This is a genomic window from Tenacibaculum ovolyticum DSM 18103 (assembly GCF_000430545.1).
GTDB classification, from domain to species: domain Bacteria; phylum Bacteroidota; class Bacteroidia; order Flavobacteriales; family Flavobacteriaceae; genus Polaribacter; species Polaribacter ovolyticus.
The window spans coordinates 176,482-198,887 of record NZ_KE387163.1 but is presented as its reverse complement, the minus strand read 5'-3'; the positions used below and the strand labels follow the sequence as shown (position 1 = coordinate 198,887).

Sequence of the window (22,406 nt, the reverse complement as noted above, 5' to 3'; positions counted from 1 at the left end):
TAGGAGTGAAGTGGGAATGTGTATGGAATGAGATTGTTCTCTCGATTTTTTAATTAATTACGGAATTCCGTAAAAAACTAAATATTAAAGTTATTATATTTGAGTTGTACCTATTATTAAAGAAAATTGCGAACTTAATGATAAATCATATTCAAGACTACTTGAACATTATCTCTAAAGAGATAAACAGTTATTTATTTGATGAATTTCAAATTAATAAAGAAAAATTTATTGACTATACAACTTTTGACTTTGTTCTTTATCACTTAGTAAACAAGTACATACTTAATGATAAGGACAAAAAAGATTTATTTATAAATATACCAAAAGATGGTTATAGAGATAATTTATTTAGTTCAATTTTTCAATCTTTAGTTTTTATTAAATTATTTCAAAACTATTTTAGTTATGAAAAAGAAAAACCCAAATTAGATAAAGGAGATTTAATATACTGCAAGTTTCAAAATAAAATGAGAGTTTGTGAAATCAAAAGTGTTAACGATACTATAACAAAAATAAACCTAAAGTTCCCTGGAAAGAATGAGCATATAAATAACTTTGCTTTAAAAGGAAGAAACTACACTAAATTAAATCCAAATTTATTAAATGGTAGAAATACTGCTAAAAATATTGATGATTATTCTGTTTTTTTATTAGAAAATTTTGGAGATAAATTTCCTTTTATAACAGATTTCAAAAACAAAACTTTAGTAATTGCTGATAAAAAATTCTTCAAAGAAAGTAAACAATTGCCTATTAGATATACGAATAGGAATGGAAAAATAAGAAATGATTTACCTTTTTTAAATTATCTTGTAGAGTGTTGCAATACTTTTAAAACTGCTCAAAATCACCTATTAAATTCTAATCATCATTTTGATGAAGTCATAGTGATTGGAGATTCAAAATATTTGCAAAATTTTGAATCTATTTTACACGAAGCTAAATATCAAGGAAAAGTAAATAATATTATTTTAATTGGTACGGAAAAACCTGATACTCCAAATGAATTTACAGAATGGTTATGGTCAAATTATGAAGTGAAATTAGCTAATAATGAAGAGATTAATCTACCAAAAAAGATTAATATTTCAAATGACCTATTATATTCTAAATTTATTGAATTCAAAAAAGAAATTGATTTAATTAAAAATGAATGTGAGGTTAATCTTTCATTTTTAATGAAGTATACTAACTTTTATTTTCGAATGATTTTAGTTAATTCAAATTTATCAAAAGGTGTTTATCAAGAGTATATTGATAGGTTAGATAGTTTTTTTAAAAGTGAAAAATTTGAAGATGAATTAAATGCTTTGTTTTATAATAATAACATTTATAATTCAAATATAATAAATGAATATTTACGTAGGATATTGTCTAAGTTTACAGAAATAGCAAAAGTTATAGAAAACAAAAACTTGAAATGGGGTTATATAAAAGAGCAATCAAAAAGTGAAATAAATCTATACCTCTTTGTTGAAAAGAAAAATTATGATGCTGTAAATAATCAAATTAAGAGAGAAAGAATAAACAATATTGTATTAATAAGTGATAAAAGAATTGATTCTAAAAAAGAATATTTAGATAAGTGGTTAAATGATTCTAAAAACTCTAAAAGCAAAAAAATTATAATACCATATTTGAATAACAAGGAACTATTTAATAAACTAAAATCAATAAATGGTAAGTGCGAAGTTTTATGTTATAACAATATAGATGAGATTTCTTATGAAAACATTTTAAATAGTTATCATATTGAAGAAAAGAAAAGATTAACGCATCAAGACAGATTAAAATTCGTTAAAACAGATTTTATTTCAGCTAATGAAATAAAGAAAAGAGAATTAAATGATGTTTTTAAATTTGATTTAGAGAGTGAAAGTTTTAAAAATAATCCTTATGAAAGCATCGATTTACCAAAAGAAAAAGTAATTTATGAGATAAAGTTTTCTGACGGTTCATTTGATAAGTTTGATTCAACAAAAGGTGTCTTTTTAATTGAAAATAAAGACTTAATAAAAACATCAATAGGAGAAATTTATGAAGGCTCAATTATTCGATTTTATCAAAACACAAATCCAAATGAATTTAAGCGAATTTTAAAGATTTTTGATACTGAAAACTTATTGAATTCTTTTGATTTTTATTCTGATAGTTGGAAGAAAACTTTAAATCATTTAGCCTTAAAATTTAATGGTTGTGAGGGGTTGTATGAAAAAATATTTAATAAAGAATATAAAATCCATTATAATACTTTTAGATTATATTTTTTAGATAATTCTCAAACTAGATTCCCAAGGATAAAAACGTTAGAGTTTATAAGAAATTTTTGTGAGAAAAATAATTTCACAAATGAATTAATTTATAAAGAGTTTGATAAATTTGTTTTATACTCAAAAAAAGACCATTCAATTAGACAACAAGCAGGGAGGCTTTTAGGTAATGATTTATTAGATTATATTGCTTCTAATAAATCAGAAATTAGTGACTCTTTGAAAAAAATATCAACAGATATTCTAAATAAATTAACAGAAACAATACAAGAAAAAAAAGTAGTTAAAAAGACATTAATAGAAGATGAGTAAATATTTAGAAGAGCCAAGATTAATATTTAGAGATACAATTCAAAATAACCTTATTGGTCCAGGTTCTGATGTTTTTGTTTCTAATTCAGAAGAAGAAATTATATCGGATTATCCATTAAATAGATATTTTTCTGGAATTATATTTCCAGAACGAGAGGCTGAATTATCTATTGGAGAAAAACAAGAAAACGATGCTAATGTAGAAATTGAAGATGCAAAAGAAGAAATTTTAGAAAATTTAATATCTGATGATGAAACTATTGAAATCGACTATGAGGATTCCAATAAAAAATCAAATGTTGAAGCTGAAAAAGAATATTCTGAAGCAAACCAATATTTTCCAACAAATTTTGGCTTAACATTTTGTGTTCCAAAAGAAACTGAAAGTATAAATGTAACTTTCAATTTCGCAAAATATAAGCAGATAACAAAAGAAGAAGCAAAAGTAGAAATTAGTTTAAGTGATTTTGAATTATTTACTAAACATAATTATTATTCATTAAATGATTTGTTATTTTTTGAAAATGGTTTTATGTTTTTAAATCCAAAAAGTTCATTTTTTAAGACTGTTAATCTTTATAACTTAAAAAAACATTTTGCGGAAGAGAATAATAAGGTGTTATTGAAATCTAAAGCTTATAATGGTTTAGAATTATTATTAGGAAGGTTATGGAAAAGAGTAAAACAAAAACCTCTAGTAAAAACTATAAATTTAAATGAAATTAACCTAGATGAATCTAAAGAATATGCTTTAGAACAAGATGATGAAAACAAGAAAATTCTAACTTGTTACTACAAAAAAATTTATGAAACTGATTATGGTAAATTCATAAAGATTTTAATGGCAAATTGTGAACAGCATTCTAAAAAGAAGTTTTCTTTTAGCAACGAGAAGCTAAATACAAAAGCTATTTTTCAAGGTGAAATTGTTATCAATGGAACTATTTTTAAGCCTTACAAACAATTATCTGAAACAAACCCTTTTGATGAAGAACTTAATTTAATTAATTTTCAATATAGAGAAGAAAAATCATTTGCAATTGGTCACGGTTGTGCTGTTAATTGGGATAACTCCAAAAAACCAACAGAACTAAAGACTACTTTTTTGCCAGAAGTAGATATTAAAAATTATAGCAACAGTTTTAGAAAAGATTTTCCAGAGGATTTAAAAGATATAACAGAATTAAAAAAACTTTCAATTTGGAGTGAACTTGACAAAAACACTATTATTGAAAAGTTGAAACTTTTTGCTAATGAATACCAAAACTGGATAAAGACAAAACAAGAACCAACCAAAGCAAAAAGTAATTACAAAGAATCACTAAACACAATTATAAATAACCAAAAGAACACTTATGATAGGCTAATAAAAAACATTGACTTTCTAGCAAATAATGAAATTGCTTACAAATCTTTTTTAATAGCAAATACAGCAATGTATATTCAAATGCTTATTTCTAATAAAAATATTTTCGGGGATAAAGGTGTTGAGTATTTAGATTTAAATTCTGACATTGATTACAATAGTTTAAACTTTTTTGAAAATTTTAACGATTGGGAAAAATTTAATTCTGAAAAACCAAAACCTTTAAAATATCGTCCTTTTCAACTTGCCTTTTTTCTATTAAATATTGAATCTATTATTAATGAGAAATCAGACGATAGAAATGAAGTTGTAGATTTACTTTGGTTTCCAACTGGAGGAGGAAAAACAGAAGCCTATTTAGCTTTAACTGCTTTTTCTATAATAAGCAGAAGAATTATAAATAAATCGAATGCTGATGGTGTTTCCGTAATTATGCGCTATACATTAAGATTATTGACTGCTCAACAATTTGAAAGAGCAACAAAATTAATACTATCTCTAGATTTTTTAAGACAACAATTTGACATAAATAATGCTTATTATTTCGGAAATACTAAAGTTTCAATTGGTATGTGGGTTGGAGCATCAACAACTCCTAATAATTTTAAAGACGCTAAAATAATTCACAAAAGAATATCTGATGAAATTATAAAATTAAATAACAAGAAGGCAGGAGATTATAAAAAAGTTAATTCTTTTCCAATATCAAATTGTTCTTGGTGTGGATGCAATTTAGTTTCAAAAAATAAAATAGGTTATTATCAATTAGGATATACAGCTAGTGCTTCAAGTTTTTCAACAAAATGTATTAATGAAAGTTGTGCGTTTAATGATGAATTACCAATTTACTTTGTAGATGATAAAATCTACAATAATCCACCAACATTACTTTTTGCAACAGTAGACAAATTTGCAATGTTATCTCATAGAAAAGAAGGACACAGATTATTTAATTCAATCCCCTTAAATAATCCCAAATTACCACCAGATTTAATTATTCAAGATGAATTACATTTATTGAGTGGTCCTTTAGGTTCTATAACAGGGCTTTATGAATCTATTGTCGAATTACTTTCTACAAAAGGAAATAGAAAACCTAAAATCATTGCATCTACAGCAACAACAAGAAATACAAAACATCAAGTTGCAATGCTTTATGGAAATAGAGAATTAAATATTTTTCCTCCAATGGGAGCAACTTATGATGATAATTTCTTTTCCTATGTTTCTAAAGACAGTAAGAGAAAGCACATTGGCTTTATGCCAACAGGTAAAACAGCATTAAATTCTCAAATTAGAATTTTAGGTAATTTGCTTTTAGCACGTGTTAAACTTTTTAAATTTTTTAGAGAAAAGGAGAATTTAAGTTTAGAAGATATAAAAAAACACGAAAATAACTTTTGGACAATAGTTTCGTTTTATAACAGTCTTCGTGATGTGGGTAAAATTTATAATAAAGTTCCAGCAGAAATTACAGATTTTTTAAAATTATTACATAATAGATATAAGTTTGATAAACAAACTTATGGATTTAATTATTTTGGACTTTCTAGCAGAACGAAAGAATTAACGAGTAGAATAGAAAGTAATTCTATTAAAAATTTACTTAATGAATTAGAACAACCATTTGATTTAATAGCCAAAGATGGTTGGACTTTCGTTCAAAATAGTGTTGATTTGGTTTTAGCATCCAATATGTTTTCTGTAGGTATTGATATTGAAAGATTAAATGTTATGTTAATGAATGGACAACCTAAAAATGTTGCAGAATACATACAAGCTTCAAGTCGTGTAGGAAGGAAAGTACAAGGAATAGTAATTAACTTGTTAGATGCAAATAGGTCTAGAGACAAATCATATTTCGAAAACTATGTTCCTTTTAACACAGCTTATTATAAATATGTTGAACCATTAAGTGTAACGCCTTTTACTGAAATTTCATTGGATAAAGTTTTAGCAAGTCTGTTAGTTTGTTTTGTTAGACATAAATTAGGTTTATTTGAAGATAAACAAGCAAAAGATTTTGATGGAGATTATCAAGAATTAAAAGAATTCATAACGAATAGAATAAAAAATAAAAAGCAACTTAAATATGCGTTATCAAAACTAGAATATTTAGTAGATAAATGGAAGGAAAAAGAAGGAGAATTAACTTATAGAATATTGATTAAGAAAATATCAGATTTGGATGAATGGAGTTTAATGATGTCTATGAGAGAAATTGATACTAATAGCATAATAAAAATAACGAATAGATAATGGGCCAATTTGAACAAATACAAACAAGAAAAGCAATAAGTGCTTATGGAGGAGTAGGCTCAATTATAGAGACAAGAGACGGTTCAATTATAATTAAACCTTTTAATGAATGGCCTTTTTTTGAGAAGGTAAACGAAAAATTTGAAGAACATAATATAATCAAAGACAAAAGGTTTAAAAACCGCGTAAGTAAGTATTTTCAAGAATTAGAAAATCTTATTAGAATTCCTATAAACGATTTAGAGCAAGGTTATAGATTACCCAGAGGAAATGAATATAAAGTACTTTCTGCAAAATATTTCCCTGAATGGTTTTATTGTAATAATTGCCATAAATTTGATAAAATTGATGAATGGTTTTCAAATTGGAAAAATGATGTAGATACAAATCACAAAGAATATTTCCATCCACCAAAGTGCCATAGTTGCTATGCTAAAAATAGGGATAAAGGAAAAAAAGCTAGAAGATTTTTTGATTTAGAACAAGTTCGTTTTATTTTAACAGCACCAAATGGTGATATTGCTGATATTCCTTGGGATAAATGGTCTATGTTAAAAAAAGGACAAACGAAAGAATCGAATAGTACCGAAAATGAAAATTTAGATGACACTCTATCATTATCTAAAATTCAAGTACCTGGTGATTTAGTGTTAGAATATAAAACTTCTGATAAATTAGATGATTTAAAAGGAATTTGGATAATAGCAAAAAATAAGAAAGGTGAACAATTAAATTTCACAACTTTATCTGGTTTATTCAATTTAAGAATTAAAATTCAGGAATTATTTCCTAATACTTCTAAAAGCGATATTTTATTTAAACCTGTAATTAGGTCAAGTAATAGCGTTTATTACCCAAACATATTATCAAGTATATATATTCCAGCAAATGATGAATTAAATAAATTCACTATTGATTTAATAAAGGACGAATATGACGATGGAGGAAATTCTTTACAAATATCTAAAAACCTAAAAAGATATAAAAATATAGAAATTGATTCGAGTATTATTCAAAACCTCATAGATAATAAATTTAACGAAAAGGATTTTATTTTATCTCAATCAGAAAATGAATATAGATATGATGAATATAAATTTATCATAGATAATGAAAAGTCAGATAGAAAAGACGAATTAGTTTTTGAAAAAATAGATGACACATATTTTCAAAATAGCTTAATAAAATCCATTTTCAGAATGGATAAAATAAAGTTTACTTCAGTACAAACTTCATACACTAGACAAGAACCAATTTCAACGGACTCTTTTTTAAAAGATGATGAAATTGAAGACAGTAATAAAGAAATTATAATAAAAAAATTCACCTCTAATAAAGGTTTAAACGTAAAATATTTACCTGCAATTGAAAGTTATGGTGAAGGCATTTTTTTTGATTTTGATGATAATAAATTAATGAATTGGATAAAATCTAATCCTTTAATACAAGAACGAACATCTAAAATAATTGAGAATCATAATAATTTAGATTCAAATTTTAATGATTCATTAGATGTAACATCTAAATACATCCTATTGCATACTTTTTCTCATCTCATAATAAAAGAATTAGAGTATTTGTGTGGTTATCCAGCGACTTCTATTCAAGAACGTTTGTACATAGATAATGAATTAAAAATGAATGGTATTCTAATTTATACTATTGCAGGTTCTGAAGGAAGCTATGGAGGTTTAACTTCAATATGTGATGATAATAAAATTGGCAAATTAATAAACTCAGCTATAATAAGAGCAAAAGATTGTGCAACTGATCCAATATGTTATCATACCAATGGACAAGGTGTAAGTAATTTGAATCTTTCTGCTTGTTTCAGTTGCGCTTTGTTGCCAGAAACATCTTGTGAGATGTTTAATTGTTATTTAGATAGAAGAATTTTAATTGATAAAGATTATGGTTATTTTAAAGATGTTTAAAATAAAACTTTGTTAACGGATGGGTACTTTAAATAAAAATTTATTAAATCAGAGCTTAATAAAGCTCAAATGAAAATTTCGAAAAAACAAAACGGTAGGGTAGGAGTTGATTATTTAATTGGAGATAATCAAATACACCTTAAATCCATTTATTTAGATACTACACAACGCAGTATTAAAATATTAAAGGAAGAATTAGGAGAATTAAAAGATAACTTGTTTATCGCTTTAATTTTAATATTAGATAATGAAGTCAGTTTAGTTCCTAGTTTATCTAATTGGGAGATTAAAATATCTACAAATGCAATTCCTGAATTAAGTAAATATGCTTTAGATAATATGATTGATATACTAAAAAGATAGCGCAAAATGATGAAAAGCTAAATTAGAACTACAAAGTTAGCAAGTGTACAGAAATTATCTCGTCAGAGTAATTTTGTACTGTTGCGCATAGCTAAACGAAAAGCTCCTGAAAAAAATATAAACGGAATCATCTTCAAAAACGAGAATATAATACCAAACGAAATGTTAGCTTTTATGCGGTTGTAAGCGTTGGCAAATTGTGTTTAAAAATAAAAGCTTTTTTCAGCTTTTAAATTTTAAAAAGCAATCCGAGCGATTTTGGCAAGAGGCAATTTTATACTTCGACAAAAGCTCTGTATAAACTCCACGTCTAATTATGGCTACAAATGTATAGTTACGATGTTTATTGAGAATCGCATATTCAAATACAGAATATGAATTTCTCACGAAAGCCCAAAACAAATGCTAAATGCCCCAATTAATAGAGTTTCTTAAGAATTCAGAACATTCTGGGATATTTAATATTTCGACTGTCGCTCAATATAAACTCCATATAGAATTATAGCTTACGAGTATTAATGAAACATGCTGACGATATAGACCTAAAGGCGCTATATCTGCATCTATGTAAAATAGAACAGAAAAAGTTCTATTCGCCGTTTTACTTATATATTATATTTGTACTATAATTAATAGAGAGTTAAATAGAGTGACCCATATTCACTGATTTACAAGAATAATCAAACAAAAAGTTTACAAAATGTTTGATTTTTGTTTATTTCTAAAAATGCTTAAAAAAAAGAATTTCTTTGTGATAAAAATTATTGCAAATGAAAAAATTGTTATTACCAGTTTATAAAAAAGAGAACACTCCTAAAGCTTCACATCCTTACTATATATTATTTGATGTAGGTCAAAGGTTAGAGTTTACAAACAAGCGAAAAGCTGAAGATTATGTTCGTAAAATAAGTTCGTATATTGTGGATAATATACGTGTTATAAACACTCTTCAAAAAGAGTTGTATTCCGTTTACTTAGAAAATTATTTCAAATTGAATGAACGACAATGTTTAAATGTTCATCAAACACTTGATGCTTATTTAGAGCGTTTAAAATTTTTCCACTCTTACCAAAGTAGAGGAGATGCTTGTATCAAGTTTTCTGCTGTTTACACATTACTTAATCTTGTTCAGGATTCGGCTCAACATCTTATAAGAGCCTTGAAGAAATTAAAAGATTATAATTCTGTATCTCGTTTAAATGGCTATCTGCAAGTTTTAACTATTATTTATCAAAAATTATCAGACTTGAAAAAAGGTGATATATCAACTATCTATAAAGAATCTTCTTTAAAATTAGTTCATAAAAAAAAGGGCAGCGTATCAATGACATAAATAAAAATTTATGTCTTTATCAAAGCCAGTATTATCAGTGCGTGTCAACACTTTAAAAATTGGACAAAAGTTTGTTAAAGTCCGAATGGGCTCACCGTGCTTAACTCAGTACCAGTATTTAGGTTCTTTTGGTGGTATGGTAAAATGTACAAGGTTAAAGGATTCTTCTCCTTTCTTGCTACCAGATTACGTATTAGTTTATAAATTAAAAATATAGAGCATTATGAAAAAGTTTAAAACTTTCATAGTGCTTTTTTTGTTGGCACTTATCGGACTTGTTACGGTTCTCGTAATAGATTACAACTACTTCATTACTCACTTCTTAAACCGCTAAATCATGAAATATTCAATACAAGTATTAAAAAATGAAATAGAGTGTTTAGAGGAAAGGGTTTCTTATAATTTTACAGATAGGCATTGCTCTATTGTTACTTTACATTGTAGGTTAATTCTTGTTAAGGAGGATATAACACTTTTAAGAGATTGTCGTTGTGCTTTAGCTATTCTTCAATTAGAGGATATTGAATCTAAAATGCTAGGTATTTATGTCAGCTAAGAACCCCATAACCTACGCAGCAAGGCAAGAACTTATAAAAGAGCAAATTGATATTCTTTTAAAAGATGATACTAACAATATTTATTCAGTTTATCAGGCTAAGGTTTATATATCTGAAAGGATATTGTTTGTAGAACCTCGGTCAATAGATAGAATGTTACTCCCTTACAATCAACTTGCAGAAAAAGAGGTAAAACCCTTAATACCAACTAATCAACTCGAATTATTCAGTTAAAAACTTGCCATAGCTGTGCTAGAGAGGAGTGAAGCTCCTCTTTTTTATTGGCTTGGCAAAACATAACGGTAAAATCGAAAATTTCAACGTAGCCCTTTAAATCCCTATGAACGCTCCTTGTACCTTTGTCTTAAAAAACGATGGGATAACGCAATTCTTTGACGTATCCTATTTAAGCTTTAAACGTAATGGTGATACATCAGTATTAAAGCAAAACATTAAAACTGCTTTTGGTAATTCTTTAAAAAAACTAAATAAAACCAAACATAAAGTTTCTGATTATTTAGAGTACGTTAAAAAGTATGAATTTAAGTACGATTGTCAGCGTATGGTTATGTCTAAAAAAGGAAAGACTTTAAAGCAGCTAGGACTAATGAGCAAACCACAACAAAAAAAAGCTAAAAAGGCTATTGAATGCCTTGTTTCTATGATTACCTTATCAAAAGATAAATCTTTGAAAAAGAAAAGTAAGCAATACTTAGCTTTTGTAACGCTTACCTTACCATCAAAACAAGTACATTCTGATACTGATTTAAGAAAGTGTTTGACCCGATATCTTGAAAATTTACAGAAAACATATGATGTGAAACATTATGTTTGGAAGGCAGAACCTCAAAAAAATGGTAATATTCATTTTCATATAGTCATTGATAGATATTTGCATCATACTATCCATCGTAAATTGTGGAATAAACAAATTGATAAACTTGGTTATTTAGATACCTATGCTGAAAAGCATGGTAATAAAAATCCTAATACTACTGATGTTCATGCTTTAAAAGACAAAAATAGTGCTTCGAACTATTTATTAAAGTATATGACTAAAGCGGAGTTTAACAAACGTCCTATACTTGGTGCTATTTGGGGGTGTGCTAATGCAACAAAACTACTAGACTATCCAAGAACTAGTGAGGGTCACGCTTCATTTTATGCAATTAATGATTTGCTGAGAACACACCATTTTAAAAATGTTGTTGCTGAGGACTTTTTCGCCCATTTTGTAGGTAAAACTTATAAAGTTTTATCTACTGAGGCATTAAACGTCTGGAATGAAGTTAAAAAGCATTTCTTTTTAATGAATAACCTTATAAAACCTAAAAAAATCATTTCTAAGCCTTTTATACGTGTTAAAACGCATGAAACTATCGAGGAATCTTTAAAGGCTTCAAATCTTCGTAAAAAAGCTACTAGCGAAGAAAGACAGCGTATTAAGAAAGAAAAACAATTGCTAACTACTTACGACCCATACAAAGCAAATCAATTTGACATTTTTGCACCCCTGTAAAAACTTTTAAATACAGTGGACGCTACGTCTACAGTAAAAACGCTGTTTATCACATTTTTGTATCAGAATTAAAACAATAATTTAAATACATTAAAATGAAAAAAACAGATTTAAGTGGTTTGAAATCCTTAAAACATCAAGTAAAAATAGGCAATGAGCCTCAATTAGTTTTACTTAAAAATGTATCTCCAGATGCTTTACTTAAAGTTGAGATTAGTCGTCAAGATGTGGACGATCAAAAATTATTTAATCCTTTATCTGTAGGTATGGTTTTAGAGGCTCAGAATAAAATAGAAGCTTTAACAACTGGTAGAGCTATTAAGATTTTTTCTGTAAAAGAAGGCTCTAATGCAGCTAATCAACCAGTAGATGTTATTGAGCAAGCTGTAATTGATGTTGCTTACGGTGGTGAAATTGCTTTAGCTCAAAATGATACGGTTGATATTGGTTTATCTTCTCTTTCTAGTATTCAAGATTCTTCAATGTTAATATTTGGAGGTTTAAATGATTCTCCATTCCCTTATGTTATTTCTGAAAAAACATATAATGCTGACCGAAATGAGGAAGAGGTTTCTTTTGTTGATGGTCAGTTTATTATCATCCCTATTGATAGTATCCCTACAGAAATAGAAATCAAAAGAAATGGAAAAAAGCAGATTTTAGATGCTGAATCTTTAAAACACAAGGCTATTGATGACCATGGTGTAATTGGTTATGATAAGACAGAAGATCCAATTTATGGTTTTTTAAAATGTATTGTCTTAGATGTTCGAAACCTTGATTCGGTGACTTTTGAAGATGAGTCTGAGCCTAGAAAAGATATTAAGTATTACATGGTTAACACACCATATTAAACCCCCTTTTTATATGATAAAATACGATTTAAATATCCGTGAACCTTATGGAGGTGGCGGTTTGAATCCCGCATGGAGTACACCTATTTCTTCTATTAGCGGTGGTACAACTTTTGAGGAGTCAGCTTATAGTACTTTGAATTCTTTTGTTCCGGGGGCTTCAAAAATTTTGAATTCTTTAGGTATAGGGCCCGACAAGTGGAGTACTGTAGAAACACGTACAAGGAATGAAGTTAAAACTATCATTGATTATGGCGTAAAAAAATATCTAAAAGGTAATCAGTTGCGAACATCAGATTTAACCGCTTTTGATAAATATATAGTTGCTGATAGTCAGTATAGAAAGAATGTAGCTAAAACACAAAGTTCAACTAATAGTCGCAAACGTTCTATTTTAATGTTTGAATTGTTAACTGAATATTTAAACGAGTTTAGACAATCTTACTCTGGTTTGTTTGATATGAATTCGGTGGTTTTTAATATTCGTACATCGGGTATTACATCTTATAAAAACGTACGTTTTACACATAGTTTTATACCTAATTCACCATCTATGGTTTATTCGGCTAAATCTCCTAAACATGTTGTTACATCTGTAAAACCATCAAAGATACCTCAAACGATAACTACAACTACTGTTGCTCCGCATGTACTATTGCCAACTGATAGTGAATATCTAGGAACTGATAAAAATGGCAATGCGGACGATATTTATAAATCACCTTGGTACGTGGTTATAGTAGTTGTAATTATTGTTGCAGTTGGTCTAGGTTTAAGATGGATTTGGAAAAAATTAAAGAAGAAATAAAGTGGAAAAATTTAAAGAGAAAATGAAAGAATTTTGGCTAAAAGCTAAAGCTTTCTTAACAAAAAAATGGTTGGGTATTCCAGTTTACGGTTGGTTTGCGTTGCCTCTAGTATTAATCGTGTTTATTTATTCTTATTTGAGTAATAGACCTAAAACAAATAAATTTTAATATGGCTTTCAGATATAAAAAAGGTAAGAAATATGGTGGTGCTTCTTTAAGCAAATTTGATTCAAAGGGGTTTACAAGTGATAAAGGTACGGTTAGACCTTTAAATGGTGCTTTCGCTGTTAGTGGTTGGTTTGTTAATACACTAGGTCAGTTAATAAAGGTTAGTGGATTTCAGCACGGTGCGAGTCCTATTGTTGATAAAGATGGCGGTGCTATTTGGTTGAAGTTTAAAATCTTTAATACTGTTACATTTTTAGAGCGAAAAGAATACGCTTATTATAATGTTAAAGAGGGTAAAGCTTATTTGAAGAAGCATAATATTACTATTTCGACCAAGTCTAAAAATGGCGGTTATTGTGGGCATTTAAACAGTGATGCCTTGAAGCAAAGAGCAAAGAATTCCAAGCAATTTAAAACTAGAAGATAATGTTGAAAAAGAAAGTAGGTTTTACAAAAGCAATCTTATCAGCGGGTAAATATGTTTCAAGGGTTTTAAGCTTTGGTTTAAAGATGGAACGAGGTATGGAAACCTTTTCAGCTTCAATGAGACATTTACAAGCTTTTGAAGTAGAACGTAAAAAGATATGGGGTGTAAAAGATGCGCCTAGTGATGAACTTAAAACAGAATAATTATGTCTGAAATACTTAATAAATCACCTTACCAAGAATCATACGGTAAGTATGTACAAAAGCATTATTTCGCGCATCCGACAAATACACCTATTCGTTTTGATGACAGTCGTCAAATAACAAAAAATCTAACACTAGGTGAACTAAGAAAGTCAAGTTTTGTAACTCAAGAAGAAAAGAATTTATTCGCTTATATCCCCATAGACAACCGAGTAATTAAAGCTTTTCAAATCTTAAGAGATGTACTCGGTAAACCAATTACAGTTACTTCTTCTTTTAGAAGTTATCGTTGGGAAATTCACAAAGGTCGTTCAGGTGATAGTCAACATTTTTATGCTAAAGCCTTAGATTTAAAAGGTGTTGGTTTGGTTGAATTACTAAAAACCGCATTAGAAGAAAAGAACGAATTGTACAAACGTTTGCGAGCTGCTGGAGTTAATGCCTTTGGTATCTATGAAAAAGATGGTTTTATCCATATTGATGTAAGAGATGCAAAAGTAGGAGGTGGGTATTATTTTTGGACTGGGTCGGAAGATTCAGAATTAAAAAAAAAATCCATGTCTATAAGTACGACGGTGGTGCTAGGTATAATAGGAGTTGTACTCTCTGCGGTCGGTCTATTCTTTAAATTTAAAGACAGAAAATAATGAAACAATTTTTAAAAAATAATGCCCTCTTTTATGGGGGTGTTATATTGCTTTTAGTTGTTGTTGTAAGATTTGCTTTTGATTATTTTAAAAGAAAAACGGAGACAATTTATAAGAATTTGTCTGAAAGTGGTTCGACTTATACTGATGTAGAAGCAAAGAGTGTCGCTGAGGGTTTGTATAATTCAATGGGTAGACCAGGTACTGATGAAGAAAAGATATATGATTTATTACAAGGTGTTTCTTCTTCAAATTTTTCTAAGGTTTACAATGCTTTTGGTCAAAGAATGTATTGGCATGAGTTAGGTGTTTGGACTGATGATTCTATTTTCAGTAATGGTCATGAGATTGATTTATTTGGTTGGTTAAATGCTGAGTTAGAGCCTCATGAATTGGCTCACTTGCGTTCTTTAGCTCCCGATATCTTTCCTAAATAGAACCCTAAAATGAATGTTATAGTTATTGTTATTACAGATATTATAATTATAAAAGTTGCTCCCGTCATATTTTTTAAATTTTAACCCCAAATATATATAAATAAATGAATAATCTAATGATAAACAGTTTTACCGCATCCGTTGGGGTCGTTGGTAGTGTTGTTGAAAATACCCCTTTACCAATGGTGGTATACGTTGTATTCCTTGCTATTGCTGAGATGTATAAATATAAAAGAAGTAAAAACGAACGTAAAAACTAATAGCAATGAATGTAATTACAGCTCTTTTGATAATGTTTTCAATATTTTGTTTCTTGTTTTTAATTTTAATTCTGATACTTATCGTGTTACTTCTAATAAATAAAATAAAATATAAATCAGAAAATAATTTCTATTTACCAACGGAGTTGTGTCAAAGAATTGCAAATAAAAACAATAAATAATGTCAAGTAAAATAATTGAATTAAATGGTACTACTTTTAAGGTAGAGCCTTTCTCATTTTTTCGTGCAACTGGTCTAGGAGATGTACAAAATATGTTAAAACCTAACCAATATTTACTAGGTACTTTAGCTTGTGTAAATTTGTTAACAGAGGGTAATATGTTTCTTCAAGCTGTTGTGGACTACTCAGATGGTACTAGTGATTTTGTCGGTCTAAATTTTAGAACTTCAAACAAATTTGAAAACATACTCTTTAATAAGTTAGTTACACCTTTGCCAGTTGGTTCTGTGCATTTTAATGGATTGAAATTAACGCATATCGGTGATGAATTTGTTTCTGTTTTTAAAGATGTTGAGCCAGTTCCACCAATGATGCCACCGCCAAGACCTGAGGCTTAAAATTGTAATAATTAAAACCTAGAAATTATGTAGTAAGAAAAAATAAATTAAAAAGCCTCTAAACTCAGAGGCTTTTTTTTTGCCCAAAAAAAGCAAATCACTAAACTATTTAAGTAATAACTGTTTTAGCTCGAATAAAGTTAAGGAAAACTTTATGCTGAAAGATAGCGCGGTTTTGCTTTCTTTTTTTCGGAAAAAAGGAAATTTGCAATTAAAAGAAAAGTAACCCATCTGCGATGGAAATTTGGTTCTTCATTTCCGAAGAATGTACAAGAGTGATTTAAAGCTATATTTTAGGAATCAAAAAAAAAACATTATGTTTGCCTTAATATTAATCAAGTTCATTGAAATTCTGACCCTTAAAATTGTACTATAAGCATTGGTTTATAAGGCATTGATGAAAGCGCATTCTTTTTTGAGTAGCGTTTTTTATTTGTTTCATAATTAATATTATGTTAAATAGAGTTTTTTGTAAAGTAAAAAATAAAATACTTTTTACATATTTTTATTGTACTTAAATACGTCCTCTATTTCTTTATCTTTAATGGTTCAAACTCAACTAAGAATCATTTGCATTATTATTAAGACTAACTTTTATACAGTTGATTAAAGCATTTAAGTTTTGTACTTGCTGTATTTCGTAACGTTCACATATAATATCTACATTTCCTTTTCTCCAGAAACCTTCAGGACAACAAACTATCATTTTTTTACTTTTAGCATAAAGCCCGAGTTCTAATAATGAGATTGGAGATTTAGTTAAAGGATCAAAATACATTACAATTATATCAGATTGCTCCAATGCATCTAATTCCCATACTACTTGCTCCTTAAATTTAGGATTCTTAATCTCTTGTTTCCAAGTGGCATCCCAACTGTCTCTTCTAGGATTGTAAAATGTAATTGTTTCTTTATTAAAATGTTGAATAATTGTATGCTGCCAATTTTCAGCTTTATCCATTTCAATACTACCTGCTAAAAAAACACTTAAATTCTTAGTTATCCCTATATTATTCGGCGGTTTAATCTCTTCCATATTAAGTAAATGTATGTTTTGCGTATTTATAACACAAATATACACTTACTTACTAAATAAACAAAATAATCTTTATTTTTGCATTATTATAATTCAAAAACGCCTGTGAAATACCATTTAAAATATTACTAAACAAGAGTTTAAAATATTTTACTTTTATAAGTGCCCTATTTTATATAGCAATTGGCCATTTATCAGCCTGTGAAAAAGATTTATCTTTCCATAACTGAATTTCTTTATTGGTAAGTAAACATTCATTCAATTCAATGATCATTTTCTCTTTATTTAAAAGTTGACCAATAAAGACTAACTCTATTTTTCGATCACCAAAAAGAACATCCCAATCCGACTCAATACCGTCTTTGTTATCATTAAAAGAAGCGTAATTAATTCTTTCTTGAAATGGCATAGATGCCCACCAAACTCCAGCCGGATCTGCTTTACAAGAACCACCTGCTGAACTCCATGATATTGCTTGATTAGATCTTGAAGCCAACCAAAACAGCCCTTTGCTCCTAATAACATTTTGAGGAAAACTTTGATTTAGATAGTTTAAAAAACGCTCAGGGTGAAATGGTTTTTTACTTTTATAAACAAAAGAACTTATACCAAACTCTTCGGTTTCAGGCACGTGTTCGTTTTCCAGTTCTTTTATCCAACCAGCAGAAGCTTCTGCTTTTTCATAATTAAATAACCCTGTGTTTAACACATTTTCTAGTTTAATTTTAGAATTTTTAGTCGAAATAATTCGAGCTTCAGGGTTTAACTTTTTAATAATAGCTCGCAGTTCTGCTACTTGTTCATTGGTTACTAAATCAATTTTATTAATTATAATAACGTTTGCAAATTCAATTTGATCGGTTAATAAATTTACAATAGTTCTATCATCACCATCAATATTAGTAAGCTCTCTTGTCGCTAAATAATCTGAACTCGAAAAATCTTTTAAGAAGTTAAAAGCATCAACCACTGTTATCATATTATCTATATAACTAAATCGGCTTAAATCTATTTTACCATCCTCACTTTCAAAAGTAAACGTTTGCGCTACTGGTACTGGCTCACTTATACCAGTACTTTCTATTAAAAGATAATCAAATTTGTTCTGTAATGCTAGTTTTTCTACCTCTACCATAAGATCTTCACGAAGTGTACAGCAAATACATCCGTTAGACATTTCTACTAGTTTTTCTTCAGTTCTAGAGAGTGCATTTTCATTTTCAATGAATTGAGCATCAATATTCACTTCACTCATATCATTTACAATCACAGCTACTTTTAAGCCTTCTTTATTATGTAATATATGATTTAGTAATGTTGTTTTTCCGGCTCCTAGAAAACCACTTAATACAGTTACAGGTAATTTTTTCATTCTATTAATAGATAAAAATGGTGTTATTTAATTTAAATGATGTTTTTGTAAACAAATTAAATCAGCATATATATTCGTAAATGAATTGGTATGCTTATTATATATCTTCCCTCCTATTTTAATAGGCCTTTTTGATAAATTTGTTAACTTTAATTGTAACTCATTTATTTTTTTATTTAAATAATAAGAAAGAATTATAAATTGATTATAGTCTGTTTTCCATAACATATCTGAATGTTCTTTTTGTTTTTTAATTTGACGGTATAATCTAGTTAGTCCTTTTATTCTTAAAAAATCTTGCGCTCCCAATGCATCATTAATAATATGATTGTTATTAGATAACACAAAAGATATTTCTTTAATATTATGTTCTATAATTACCTCACTTAGCGACTCAATTGTTTTATTTTCAGCCACAAAAGAATTTCCAAGCGAGGTGTAAAAATAATTTTCATGCTTAAAAGTATTGTTAATAACAGATTCTAAGCAATCGGTAGGACACAAAAAATAAAGATGCTTTTGCATTACACTGCGGTATTTATAGTGTATGGAAATGAAGAATGATGTAAATCTATTTTTAATTCTCCAGCAATTAGCTTGTAGCCAAATGTATATTCAACTTTTGCTTCATTACCACTTAAATCGGTAAAAAAGTAATTACCCATGGCGATTGCTCGGTTTTCTTCTAAGATTAGATTTGAATTTTCAAACCTTACTTTTGTCCAAGGTTGAAGTGCAAATCCTTTATCTTCATTACAAGCCCTATTTTCGCCTGCAATAAAATATGACAAAGCTTTTGATTGGGTAGGCCTAAATTGTTCTATTTCACACTTAGTAGGTTTAAATAAAACTGGTCCGTAATCAAAAGAATATAGGTTTTTAAGAAATTCAGTTGTAAAAGACTCACATTCTACTGTTTTATCTTTTAAAGAACCAATTTTAACAACTCCTTCTCCCCATTTTTCTTGTGCGTTTAATACTTCCTTTTTTAATATCATTTTTATAATTTTTGTTGTGTTATTATTTTTAAAAATTCATTACGAGTTGCTGTTTCTGAGAAGCATCCTCCATATTCTAAAGTTGTCGTAAAGCTGCTTTGATCTTTTATGCCTCTAGAAGAAACACAAAGATGTTTGGCTGTTACAGAGACGATAACATCTTTTGTATCTAAAACATCTTGTAAATCGTTTAAAATTTGCAGCACTAACCTTTCTTGTACCTGTGGGCGACGTGCATAATAATCAACCAATCGATTAATTTTAGATAGTCCAATAACTTTGTCTTTAGGAACGTATGCCACGTGAGCAAATCCTGTTATTGGTAAAAAATGATGTTCGCAAGCAGAATCAATGGTAATATTCTGTTCAACTAACATTTTTTTATATCCATATTTATTTTGAAATGTTGACAGTTTTGGCTTGTTAGCAGGGTTTAAACCATAAAACAATTCTTTAGCATACATTTTTGCTACTCGATATGGAGTACCTGATAAACTATCATCTGTTAAATCTAGTCCCATTTCATGCATTATCATTTTAAAATGATGCTCTATATTTTTAATCTTTTCATCATTAGATTTATCAAATGCATCAGCACGTAATGGGGTTTTTATACTTTTTGAATAATGATGATCCCCTATTATTTCAATTTCTTCTTTATTGTTCATTTGTACAGCATTTTGTTATGTTACACTTACAATATTTTTTATTGTATTGATGTAAGATTATCAATGAAAGTGCAGGGAAATAGACAAAGCTTTCATGTAATGATACCCATGCAACTTTTTCATTTACTATGATTAAAAATAAAAGAGACCAACTTATCCATAATGATGGTTTCATCCATTTAATGTCGGTTGTTTGTGTAGAATAATAAATGGCTATTACCGAGATTGCTAAAAAGAAATAGTCAAAAAAACTCCACCAAGCAGGTGCGCTATCGCAGCAAGTTATAGAGCAGCTTTGTACTATAAAAATAAAAGGAGTGGCAATGCAATGTATTAAGCATAATGTGCTTGTTAGAACTCCTAAATTATCTGATTTTTGATTTGTGAATATCATTATAATTCCATTAATACAACTGAGTTGCAAAATTAATTAAAATATTCACTAATGCAACTTTGTTGCGTATTATTTAATAAGACTACTATGAAAGATAACGTTTCTTGAAAATAGCATAAAACGTAAAGCATTTATTATTCAGGAATGTATGCTAAACATTCCTGAATAATAAATTAAAGAAGGCTTTAGAGTAGATTACTCATTAGTAGTTGATTTACTAGGTTTTAACGGAGGTTTGTTACCTGGAGTATTCTTGTTATCTCTTCTTCTTCGATCAAGAGTACCATCTTTTTTCTTAGGCTTTGGCCCTGGTTTAATTGCTTTAACTTCTATCATGATTATTTGATTTTAAATAGTATGATAAATATATTTTGTTTAGCAAATAAATAGTTATGGCATTCCGTAATTTACAGAAAATTAAGGTGAGTGTCTTAATTTTATACGGAATGTTACCCTATAAGAGCGTTTTTATATTTTAGTTAATTTTTCAGCCGCAGCAATTAAAGTTTCATCAGTTTTGGCAAAACAAAAACGAAGCATTTGTTTATCGGTTGCATCTTTATAAAAAACAGATATAGGAATTGCAGCAACATTGTGTTTTGTAATTAAATCTTTAGCAAATTCAGTATCACTTTTAGCACTGATTTCTTTATAACTTGCAATTTGAAAATAGGTTCCTTCAGACTGTAATAATTCAAATCGACTGTTTTTAAGAATATCTTGAAACAAAGCTCTTTTACGTTCGTACATTGTTGCAATTTTGCTAAAATCAACAATATCTAAATACTCAGAAATAACATGTTGCGAAAAACTATTGATACTAAAAACTAAAAATTGATGTACCTTTTTAATTTCATTCATTAAGCTTTCTGGAGCAATTAAATAACCAACTTTCCAACCAGTAACATGCAATGATTTTCCGAAAGAAGAAGCTATAATTGTTTTATCAATCAATTTAGGTCTGCTATTTATAGAAATATGCGGATGTTTAAACGATATGTATTCATAAACTTCATCACTTAATAATAAGATATTTGAATGCTTATCTAAGATCGTTTCTAAAGCTTGAAATTCTTCCTCTTTCCAAATTTTACCAGTAGGGTTATGCGGATTATTAATAATTATCAGTTTCGTTTTTGATGTTATTGCCGCTTCTATTCGGTTAAAATTGGGTGAATAATCATCATTTAAAGAAACACGTACTGGCTTTCCTCCTGCTACTAAAACAGAAGGCTCATAACTATCATAACTCGGATCTAAAATTATAACTTCATCGTTATAAGTAATAAAAGTATTAATCGTAGTATAAATACCTTGTGTTGCACCTGCTGTAATTAATATTTCAGATGAAGTATTAACTTTTCGTTGGTAGTTTTTTTGAGTTAATGAAGCTATTTTGTCTAATAATGAAGGCAACCCTGCCATGGGTGTATATTGATGAACATTTGTTGTTAATAAACGATTTGAAATTTGCAACAATCGCTCATCTACAGGGAAATTAGGAAATCCTTGTGATAAATTAATCGCATTATGTTTTTGCGCTAATTGCGACATTACAGAAAATATACTAGCAGTTGTGTTTGGTAACTTTGACATTGTTAAAAATCGGTTTGTACGAAAATACTATATTGGTTGT

Annotated in this window: 25 protein-coding genes; 17 read left to right on the top strand and 8 right to left on the bottom strand. The window is 28.3% G+C overall.

The genetic code is table 11. The annotated features are described in order from the left end of the window. The first annotated feature begins 137 nt into the window (after positions 1 to 137). The 17 genes from H518_RS0110860 to H518_RS0110785 all read left to right on the top strand — a co-directional run bounded on the left by H518_RS0110860 (position 138) and on the right by H518_RS0110785 (position 16,302). On the top strand, positions 138 to 2,585 hold the full coding sequence (locus H518_RS0110860) for a hypothetical protein (protein WP_028889074.1): 2,448 nt from the start codon (positions 138 to 140) through the stop codon (positions 2,583 to 2,585). Next, complete coding sequence (locus tag H518_RS0110855; RefSeq protein WP_028889073.1) at positions 2,578 to 6,210, top strand: helicase-related protein; 3,633 nt, start codon at positions 2,578 to 2,580, stop codon at positions 6,208 to 6,210. Before H518_RS0110860 ends, H518_RS0110855 begins: the two co-directional genes overlap by 8 nt. Next, a complete protein-coding gene (gene drmB, locus H518_RS0110850) occupies positions 6,210 to 8,144 on the top strand; it encodes a DUF1998 domain-containing protein (protein ID WP_028889072.1) in 1,935 nt (644 codons plus the stop codon). The genes H518_RS0110855 and drmB overlap by 1 nt, the downstream gene beginning before the upstream one ends. 69 nt (positions 8,145 to 8,213) lie before the next feature. Then, positions 8,214 to 8,507, top strand: coding sequence for a hypothetical protein (locus tag H518_RS0110845; RefSeq protein WP_028889071.1), 294 nt, complete (start codon positions 8,214 to 8,216; stop codon positions 8,505 to 8,507). A 770-nt stretch (positions 8,508 to 9,277) separates the two neighbouring features. Beyond that, positions 9,278 to 9,841: a hypothetical protein gene (locus H518_RS0110840; protein WP_028889070.1), complete on the top strand. Its 564-nt coding sequence runs from the start codon at positions 9,278 to 9,280 to the stop codon at positions 9,839 to 9,841. Positions 9,842 to 10,178: 337 nt separating this feature from the next. Further along, on the top strand, positions 10,179 to 10,397 hold the full coding sequence (locus H518_RS21095; RefSeq protein WP_155995208.1) for a hypothetical protein: 219 nt from the start codon (positions 10,179 to 10,181) through the stop codon (positions 10,395 to 10,397). After that, positions 10,387 to 10,632: a hypothetical protein gene (locus H518_RS0110835; RefSeq protein ID WP_028889069.1), complete on the top strand. Its 246-nt coding sequence runs from the start codon at positions 10,387 to 10,389 to the stop codon at positions 10,630 to 10,632. The genes H518_RS21095 and H518_RS0110835 overlap by 11 nt, the downstream gene beginning before the upstream one ends. Before the next feature lie 106 nt (positions 10,633 to 10,738). Further along, entirely contained in the window at positions 10,739 to 11,917 is a 1,179-nt protein-coding gene (locus tag H518_RS0110830) for a rolling circle replication-associated protein (protein WP_028889068.1), read from the top strand. A 95-nt stretch (positions 11,918 to 12,012) separates the two neighbouring features. Then, positions 12,013 to 12,771: a hypothetical protein gene (locus H518_RS0110825; protein WP_028889067.1), complete on the top strand. Its 759-nt coding sequence runs from the start codon at positions 12,013 to 12,015 to the stop codon at positions 12,769 to 12,771. Positions 12,772 to 12,784: 13 nt separating this feature from the next. Then, on the top strand, positions 12,785 to 13,579 hold the full coding sequence (locus tag H518_RS0110820; protein WP_028889066.1) for a hypothetical protein: 795 nt from the start codon (positions 12,785 to 12,787) through the stop codon (positions 13,577 to 13,579). A gap of 1 nt (position 13,580) precedes the next feature. Next, entirely contained in the window at positions 13,581 to 13,748 is a 168-nt protein-coding gene (locus H518_RS21230) for a hypothetical protein (protein ID WP_162143110.1), read from the top strand. A gap of 1 nt (position 13,749) precedes the next feature. After that, positions 13,750 to 14,175: a hypothetical protein gene (locus H518_RS0110810; RefSeq protein WP_028889065.1), complete on the top strand. Its 426-nt coding sequence runs from the start codon at positions 13,750 to 13,752 to the stop codon at positions 14,173 to 14,175. Continuing rightward, positions 14,175 to 14,378, top strand: a complete 204-nt coding sequence (locus H518_RS0110805; protein WP_028889064.1) for a hypothetical protein — start codon at positions 14,175 to 14,177, stop codon at positions 14,376 to 14,378. The genes H518_RS0110810 and H518_RS0110805 overlap by 1 nt, the downstream gene beginning before the upstream one ends. A 2-nt stretch (positions 14,379 to 14,380) precedes the next feature. Beyond that, positions 14,381 to 15,025: a D-Ala-D-Ala carboxypeptidase family metallohydrolase gene (locus tag H518_RS0110800; RefSeq protein ID WP_028889063.1), complete on the top strand. Its 645-nt coding sequence runs from the start codon at positions 14,381 to 14,383 to the stop codon at positions 15,023 to 15,025. After that, positions 15,025 to 15,462 carry a hypothetical protein gene (locus tag H518_RS0110795; protein WP_028889062.1) on the top strand — a complete coding sequence of 146 codons (438 nt, stop codon included), beginning with the start codon at positions 15,025 to 15,027 and terminating at the stop codon, positions 15,460 to 15,462. The genes H518_RS0110800 and H518_RS0110795 overlap by 1 nt, the downstream gene beginning before the upstream one ends. A gap of 116 nt (positions 15,463 to 15,578) precedes the next feature. After that, entirely contained in the window at positions 15,579 to 15,722 is a 144-nt protein-coding gene (locus H518_RS21090) for a hypothetical protein (protein ID WP_155995207.1), read from the top strand. Between the two features lie 181 nt (positions 15,723 to 15,903). Then, positions 15,904 to 16,302 carry a hypothetical protein gene (locus H518_RS0110785; RefSeq protein WP_028889061.1) on the top strand — a complete coding sequence of 133 codons (399 nt, stop codon included), beginning with the start codon at positions 15,904 to 15,906 and terminating at the stop codon, positions 16,300 to 16,302. A gap of 559 nt (positions 16,303 to 16,861) precedes the next feature. Here the strand turns inward: H518_RS0110785 and H518_RS0110780 are convergent. The 8 genes from H518_RS0110780 to H518_RS0110745 form a co-directional block, all read right to left on the bottom strand. Next, positions 16,862 to 17,338: a nucleoside 2-deoxyribosyltransferase domain-containing protein gene (locus H518_RS0110780; RefSeq protein ID WP_028889060.1), complete on the bottom strand. Its 477-nt coding sequence runs from the start codon at positions 17,336 to 17,338 to the stop codon at positions 16,862 to 16,864. A gap of 172 nt (positions 17,339 to 17,510) precedes the next feature. Next, positions 17,511 to 18,710 carry a GTP-binding protein gene (locus H518_RS0110775; protein ID WP_028889059.1) on the bottom strand — a complete coding sequence of 400 codons (1,200 nt, stop codon included), beginning with the start codon at positions 18,708 to 18,710 and terminating at the stop codon, positions 17,511 to 17,513. Between the two features lie 27 nt (positions 18,711 to 18,737). Further along, positions 18,738 to 19,235, bottom strand: coding sequence for a hypothetical protein (locus H518_RS0110770; RefSeq protein ID WP_028889058.1), 498 nt, complete (start codon positions 19,233 to 19,235; stop codon positions 18,738 to 18,740). Continuing rightward, on the bottom strand, positions 19,235 to 19,708 hold the full coding sequence (locus H518_RS0110765) for a hypothetical protein (protein ID WP_043706862.1): 474 nt from the start codon (positions 19,706 to 19,708) through the stop codon (positions 19,235 to 19,237). Before H518_RS0110765 ends, H518_RS0110770 begins: the two co-directional genes overlap by 1 nt. A gap of 2 nt (positions 19,709 to 19,710) precedes the next feature. Then, positions 19,711 to 20,376, bottom strand: coding sequence for a GTP cyclohydrolase I FolE (gene folE / locus H518_RS0110760; RefSeq protein ID WP_028889056.1), 666 nt, complete (start codon positions 20,374 to 20,376; stop codon positions 19,711 to 19,713). Next, positions 20,366 to 20,770 carry a MerC domain-containing protein gene (locus tag H518_RS0110755; protein ID WP_028889055.1) on the bottom strand — a complete coding sequence of 135 codons (405 nt, stop codon included), beginning with the start codon at positions 20,768 to 20,770 and terminating at the stop codon, positions 20,366 to 20,368. The genes folE and H518_RS0110755 overlap by 11 nt, the downstream gene beginning before the upstream one ends. Before the next feature lie 195 nt (positions 20,771 to 20,965). Continuing rightward, complete coding sequence (locus H518_RS21290; RefSeq protein WP_169720517.1) at positions 20,966 to 21,106, bottom strand: hypothetical protein; 141 nt, start codon at positions 21,104 to 21,106, stop codon at positions 20,966 to 20,968. 132 nt (positions 21,107 to 21,238) lie between these two features. After that, positions 21,239 to 22,366, bottom strand: coding sequence for a methionine aminotransferase (locus H518_RS0110745; protein ID WP_028889054.1), 1,128 nt, complete (start codon positions 22,364 to 22,366; stop codon positions 21,239 to 21,241). Positions 22,367 to 22,406: the final 40 nt, after the last annotated feature.

Bases quoted from the DNA above. Each gene is read 5' to 3' on its own strand.
- H518_RS0110860 (WP_028889074.1), top strand. From the start codon at position 138: ATGATAAATCATATTCAAGACTACTTGAACATTATCTCTAAAGAGATA.
- H518_RS0110855 (WP_028889073.1), top strand. From the start codon at position 2,578: ATGAGTAAATATTTAGAAGAGCCAAGATTAATATTTAGAGATACAATT.
- drmB (WP_028889072.1), top strand. From the start codon at position 6,210: ATGGGCCAATTTGAACAAATACAAACAAGAAAAGCAATAAGTGCTTAT.
- H518_RS0110845 (WP_028889071.1), top strand. From the start codon at position 8,214: ATGAAAATTTCGAAAAAACAAAACGGTAGGGTAGGAGTTGATTATTTA.
- H518_RS0110840 (WP_028889070.1), top strand. From the start codon at position 9,278: ATGAAAAAATTGTTATTACCAGTTTATAAAAAAGAGAACACTCCTAAA.
- H518_RS21095 (WP_155995208.1), top strand. From the start codon at position 10,179: ATGAAATATTCAATACAAGTATTAAAAAATGAAATAGAGTGTTTAGAG.
- H518_RS0110835 (WP_028889069.1), top strand. From the start codon at position 10,387: ATGTCAGCTAAGAACCCCATAACCTACGCAGCAAGGCAAGAACTTATA.
- H518_RS0110830 (WP_028889068.1), top strand. From the start codon at position 10,739: ATGAACGCTCCTTGTACCTTTGTCTTAAAAAACGATGGGATAACGCAA.
- H518_RS0110825 (WP_028889067.1), top strand. From the start codon at position 12,013: ATGAAAAAAACAGATTTAAGTGGTTTGAAATCCTTAAAACATCAAGTA.
- H518_RS0110820 (WP_028889066.1), top strand. From the start codon at position 12,785: ATGATAAAATACGATTTAAATATCCGTGAACCTTATGGAGGTGGCGGT.
- H518_RS0110810 (WP_028889065.1), top strand. From the start codon at position 13,750: ATGGCTTTCAGATATAAAAAAGGTAAGAAATATGGTGGTGCTTCTTTA.
- H518_RS0110805 (WP_028889064.1), top strand. From the start codon at position 14,175: ATGTTGAAAAAGAAAGTAGGTTTTACAAAAGCAATCTTATCAGCGGGT.
- H518_RS0110800 (WP_028889063.1), top strand. From the start codon at position 14,381: ATGTCTGAAATACTTAATAAATCACCTTACCAAGAATCATACGGTAAG.
- H518_RS0110795 (WP_028889062.1), top strand. From the start codon at position 15,025: ATGAAACAATTTTTAAAAAATAATGCCCTCTTTTATGGGGGTGTTATA.
- H518_RS21090 (WP_155995207.1), top strand. From the start codon at position 15,579: ATGATAAACAGTTTTACCGCATCCGTTGGGGTCGTTGGTAGTGTTGTT.
- H518_RS0110785 (WP_028889061.1), top strand. From the start codon at position 15,904: ATGTCAAGTAAAATAATTGAATTAAATGGTACTACTTTTAAGGTAGAG.
- H518_RS0110780 (WP_028889060.1), bottom strand. From the start codon at position 17,338: ATGGAAGAGATTAAACCGCCGAATAATATAGGGATAACTAAGAATTTA.
- H518_RS0110775 (WP_028889059.1), bottom strand. From the start codon at position 18,710: ATGAAAAAATTACCTGTAACTGTATTAAGTGGTTTTCTAGGAGCCGGA.
- H518_RS0110770 (WP_028889058.1), bottom strand. From the start codon at position 19,235: ATGCAAAAGCATCTTTATTTTTTGTGTCCTACCGATTGCTTAGAATCT.
- H518_RS0110765 (WP_043706862.1), bottom strand. From the start codon at position 19,708: ATGATATTAAAAAAGGAAGTATTAAACGCACAAGAAAAATGGGGAGAA.
- folE (WP_028889056.1), bottom strand. From the start codon at position 20,376: ATGAACAATAAAGAAGAAATTGAAATAATAGGGGATCATCATTATTCA.
- H518_RS0110755 (WP_028889055.1), bottom strand. From the start codon at position 20,770: ATGATATTCACAAATCAAAAATCAGATAATTTAGGAGTTCTAACAAGC.
- H518_RS21290 (WP_169720517.1), bottom strand. From the start codon at position 21,106: ATGATAGAAGTTAAAGCAATTAAACCAGGGCCAAAGCCTAAGAAAAAA.
- H518_RS0110745 (WP_028889054.1), bottom strand. From the start codon at position 22,366: ATGTCAAAGTTACCAAACACAACTGCTAGTATATTTTCTGTAATGTCG.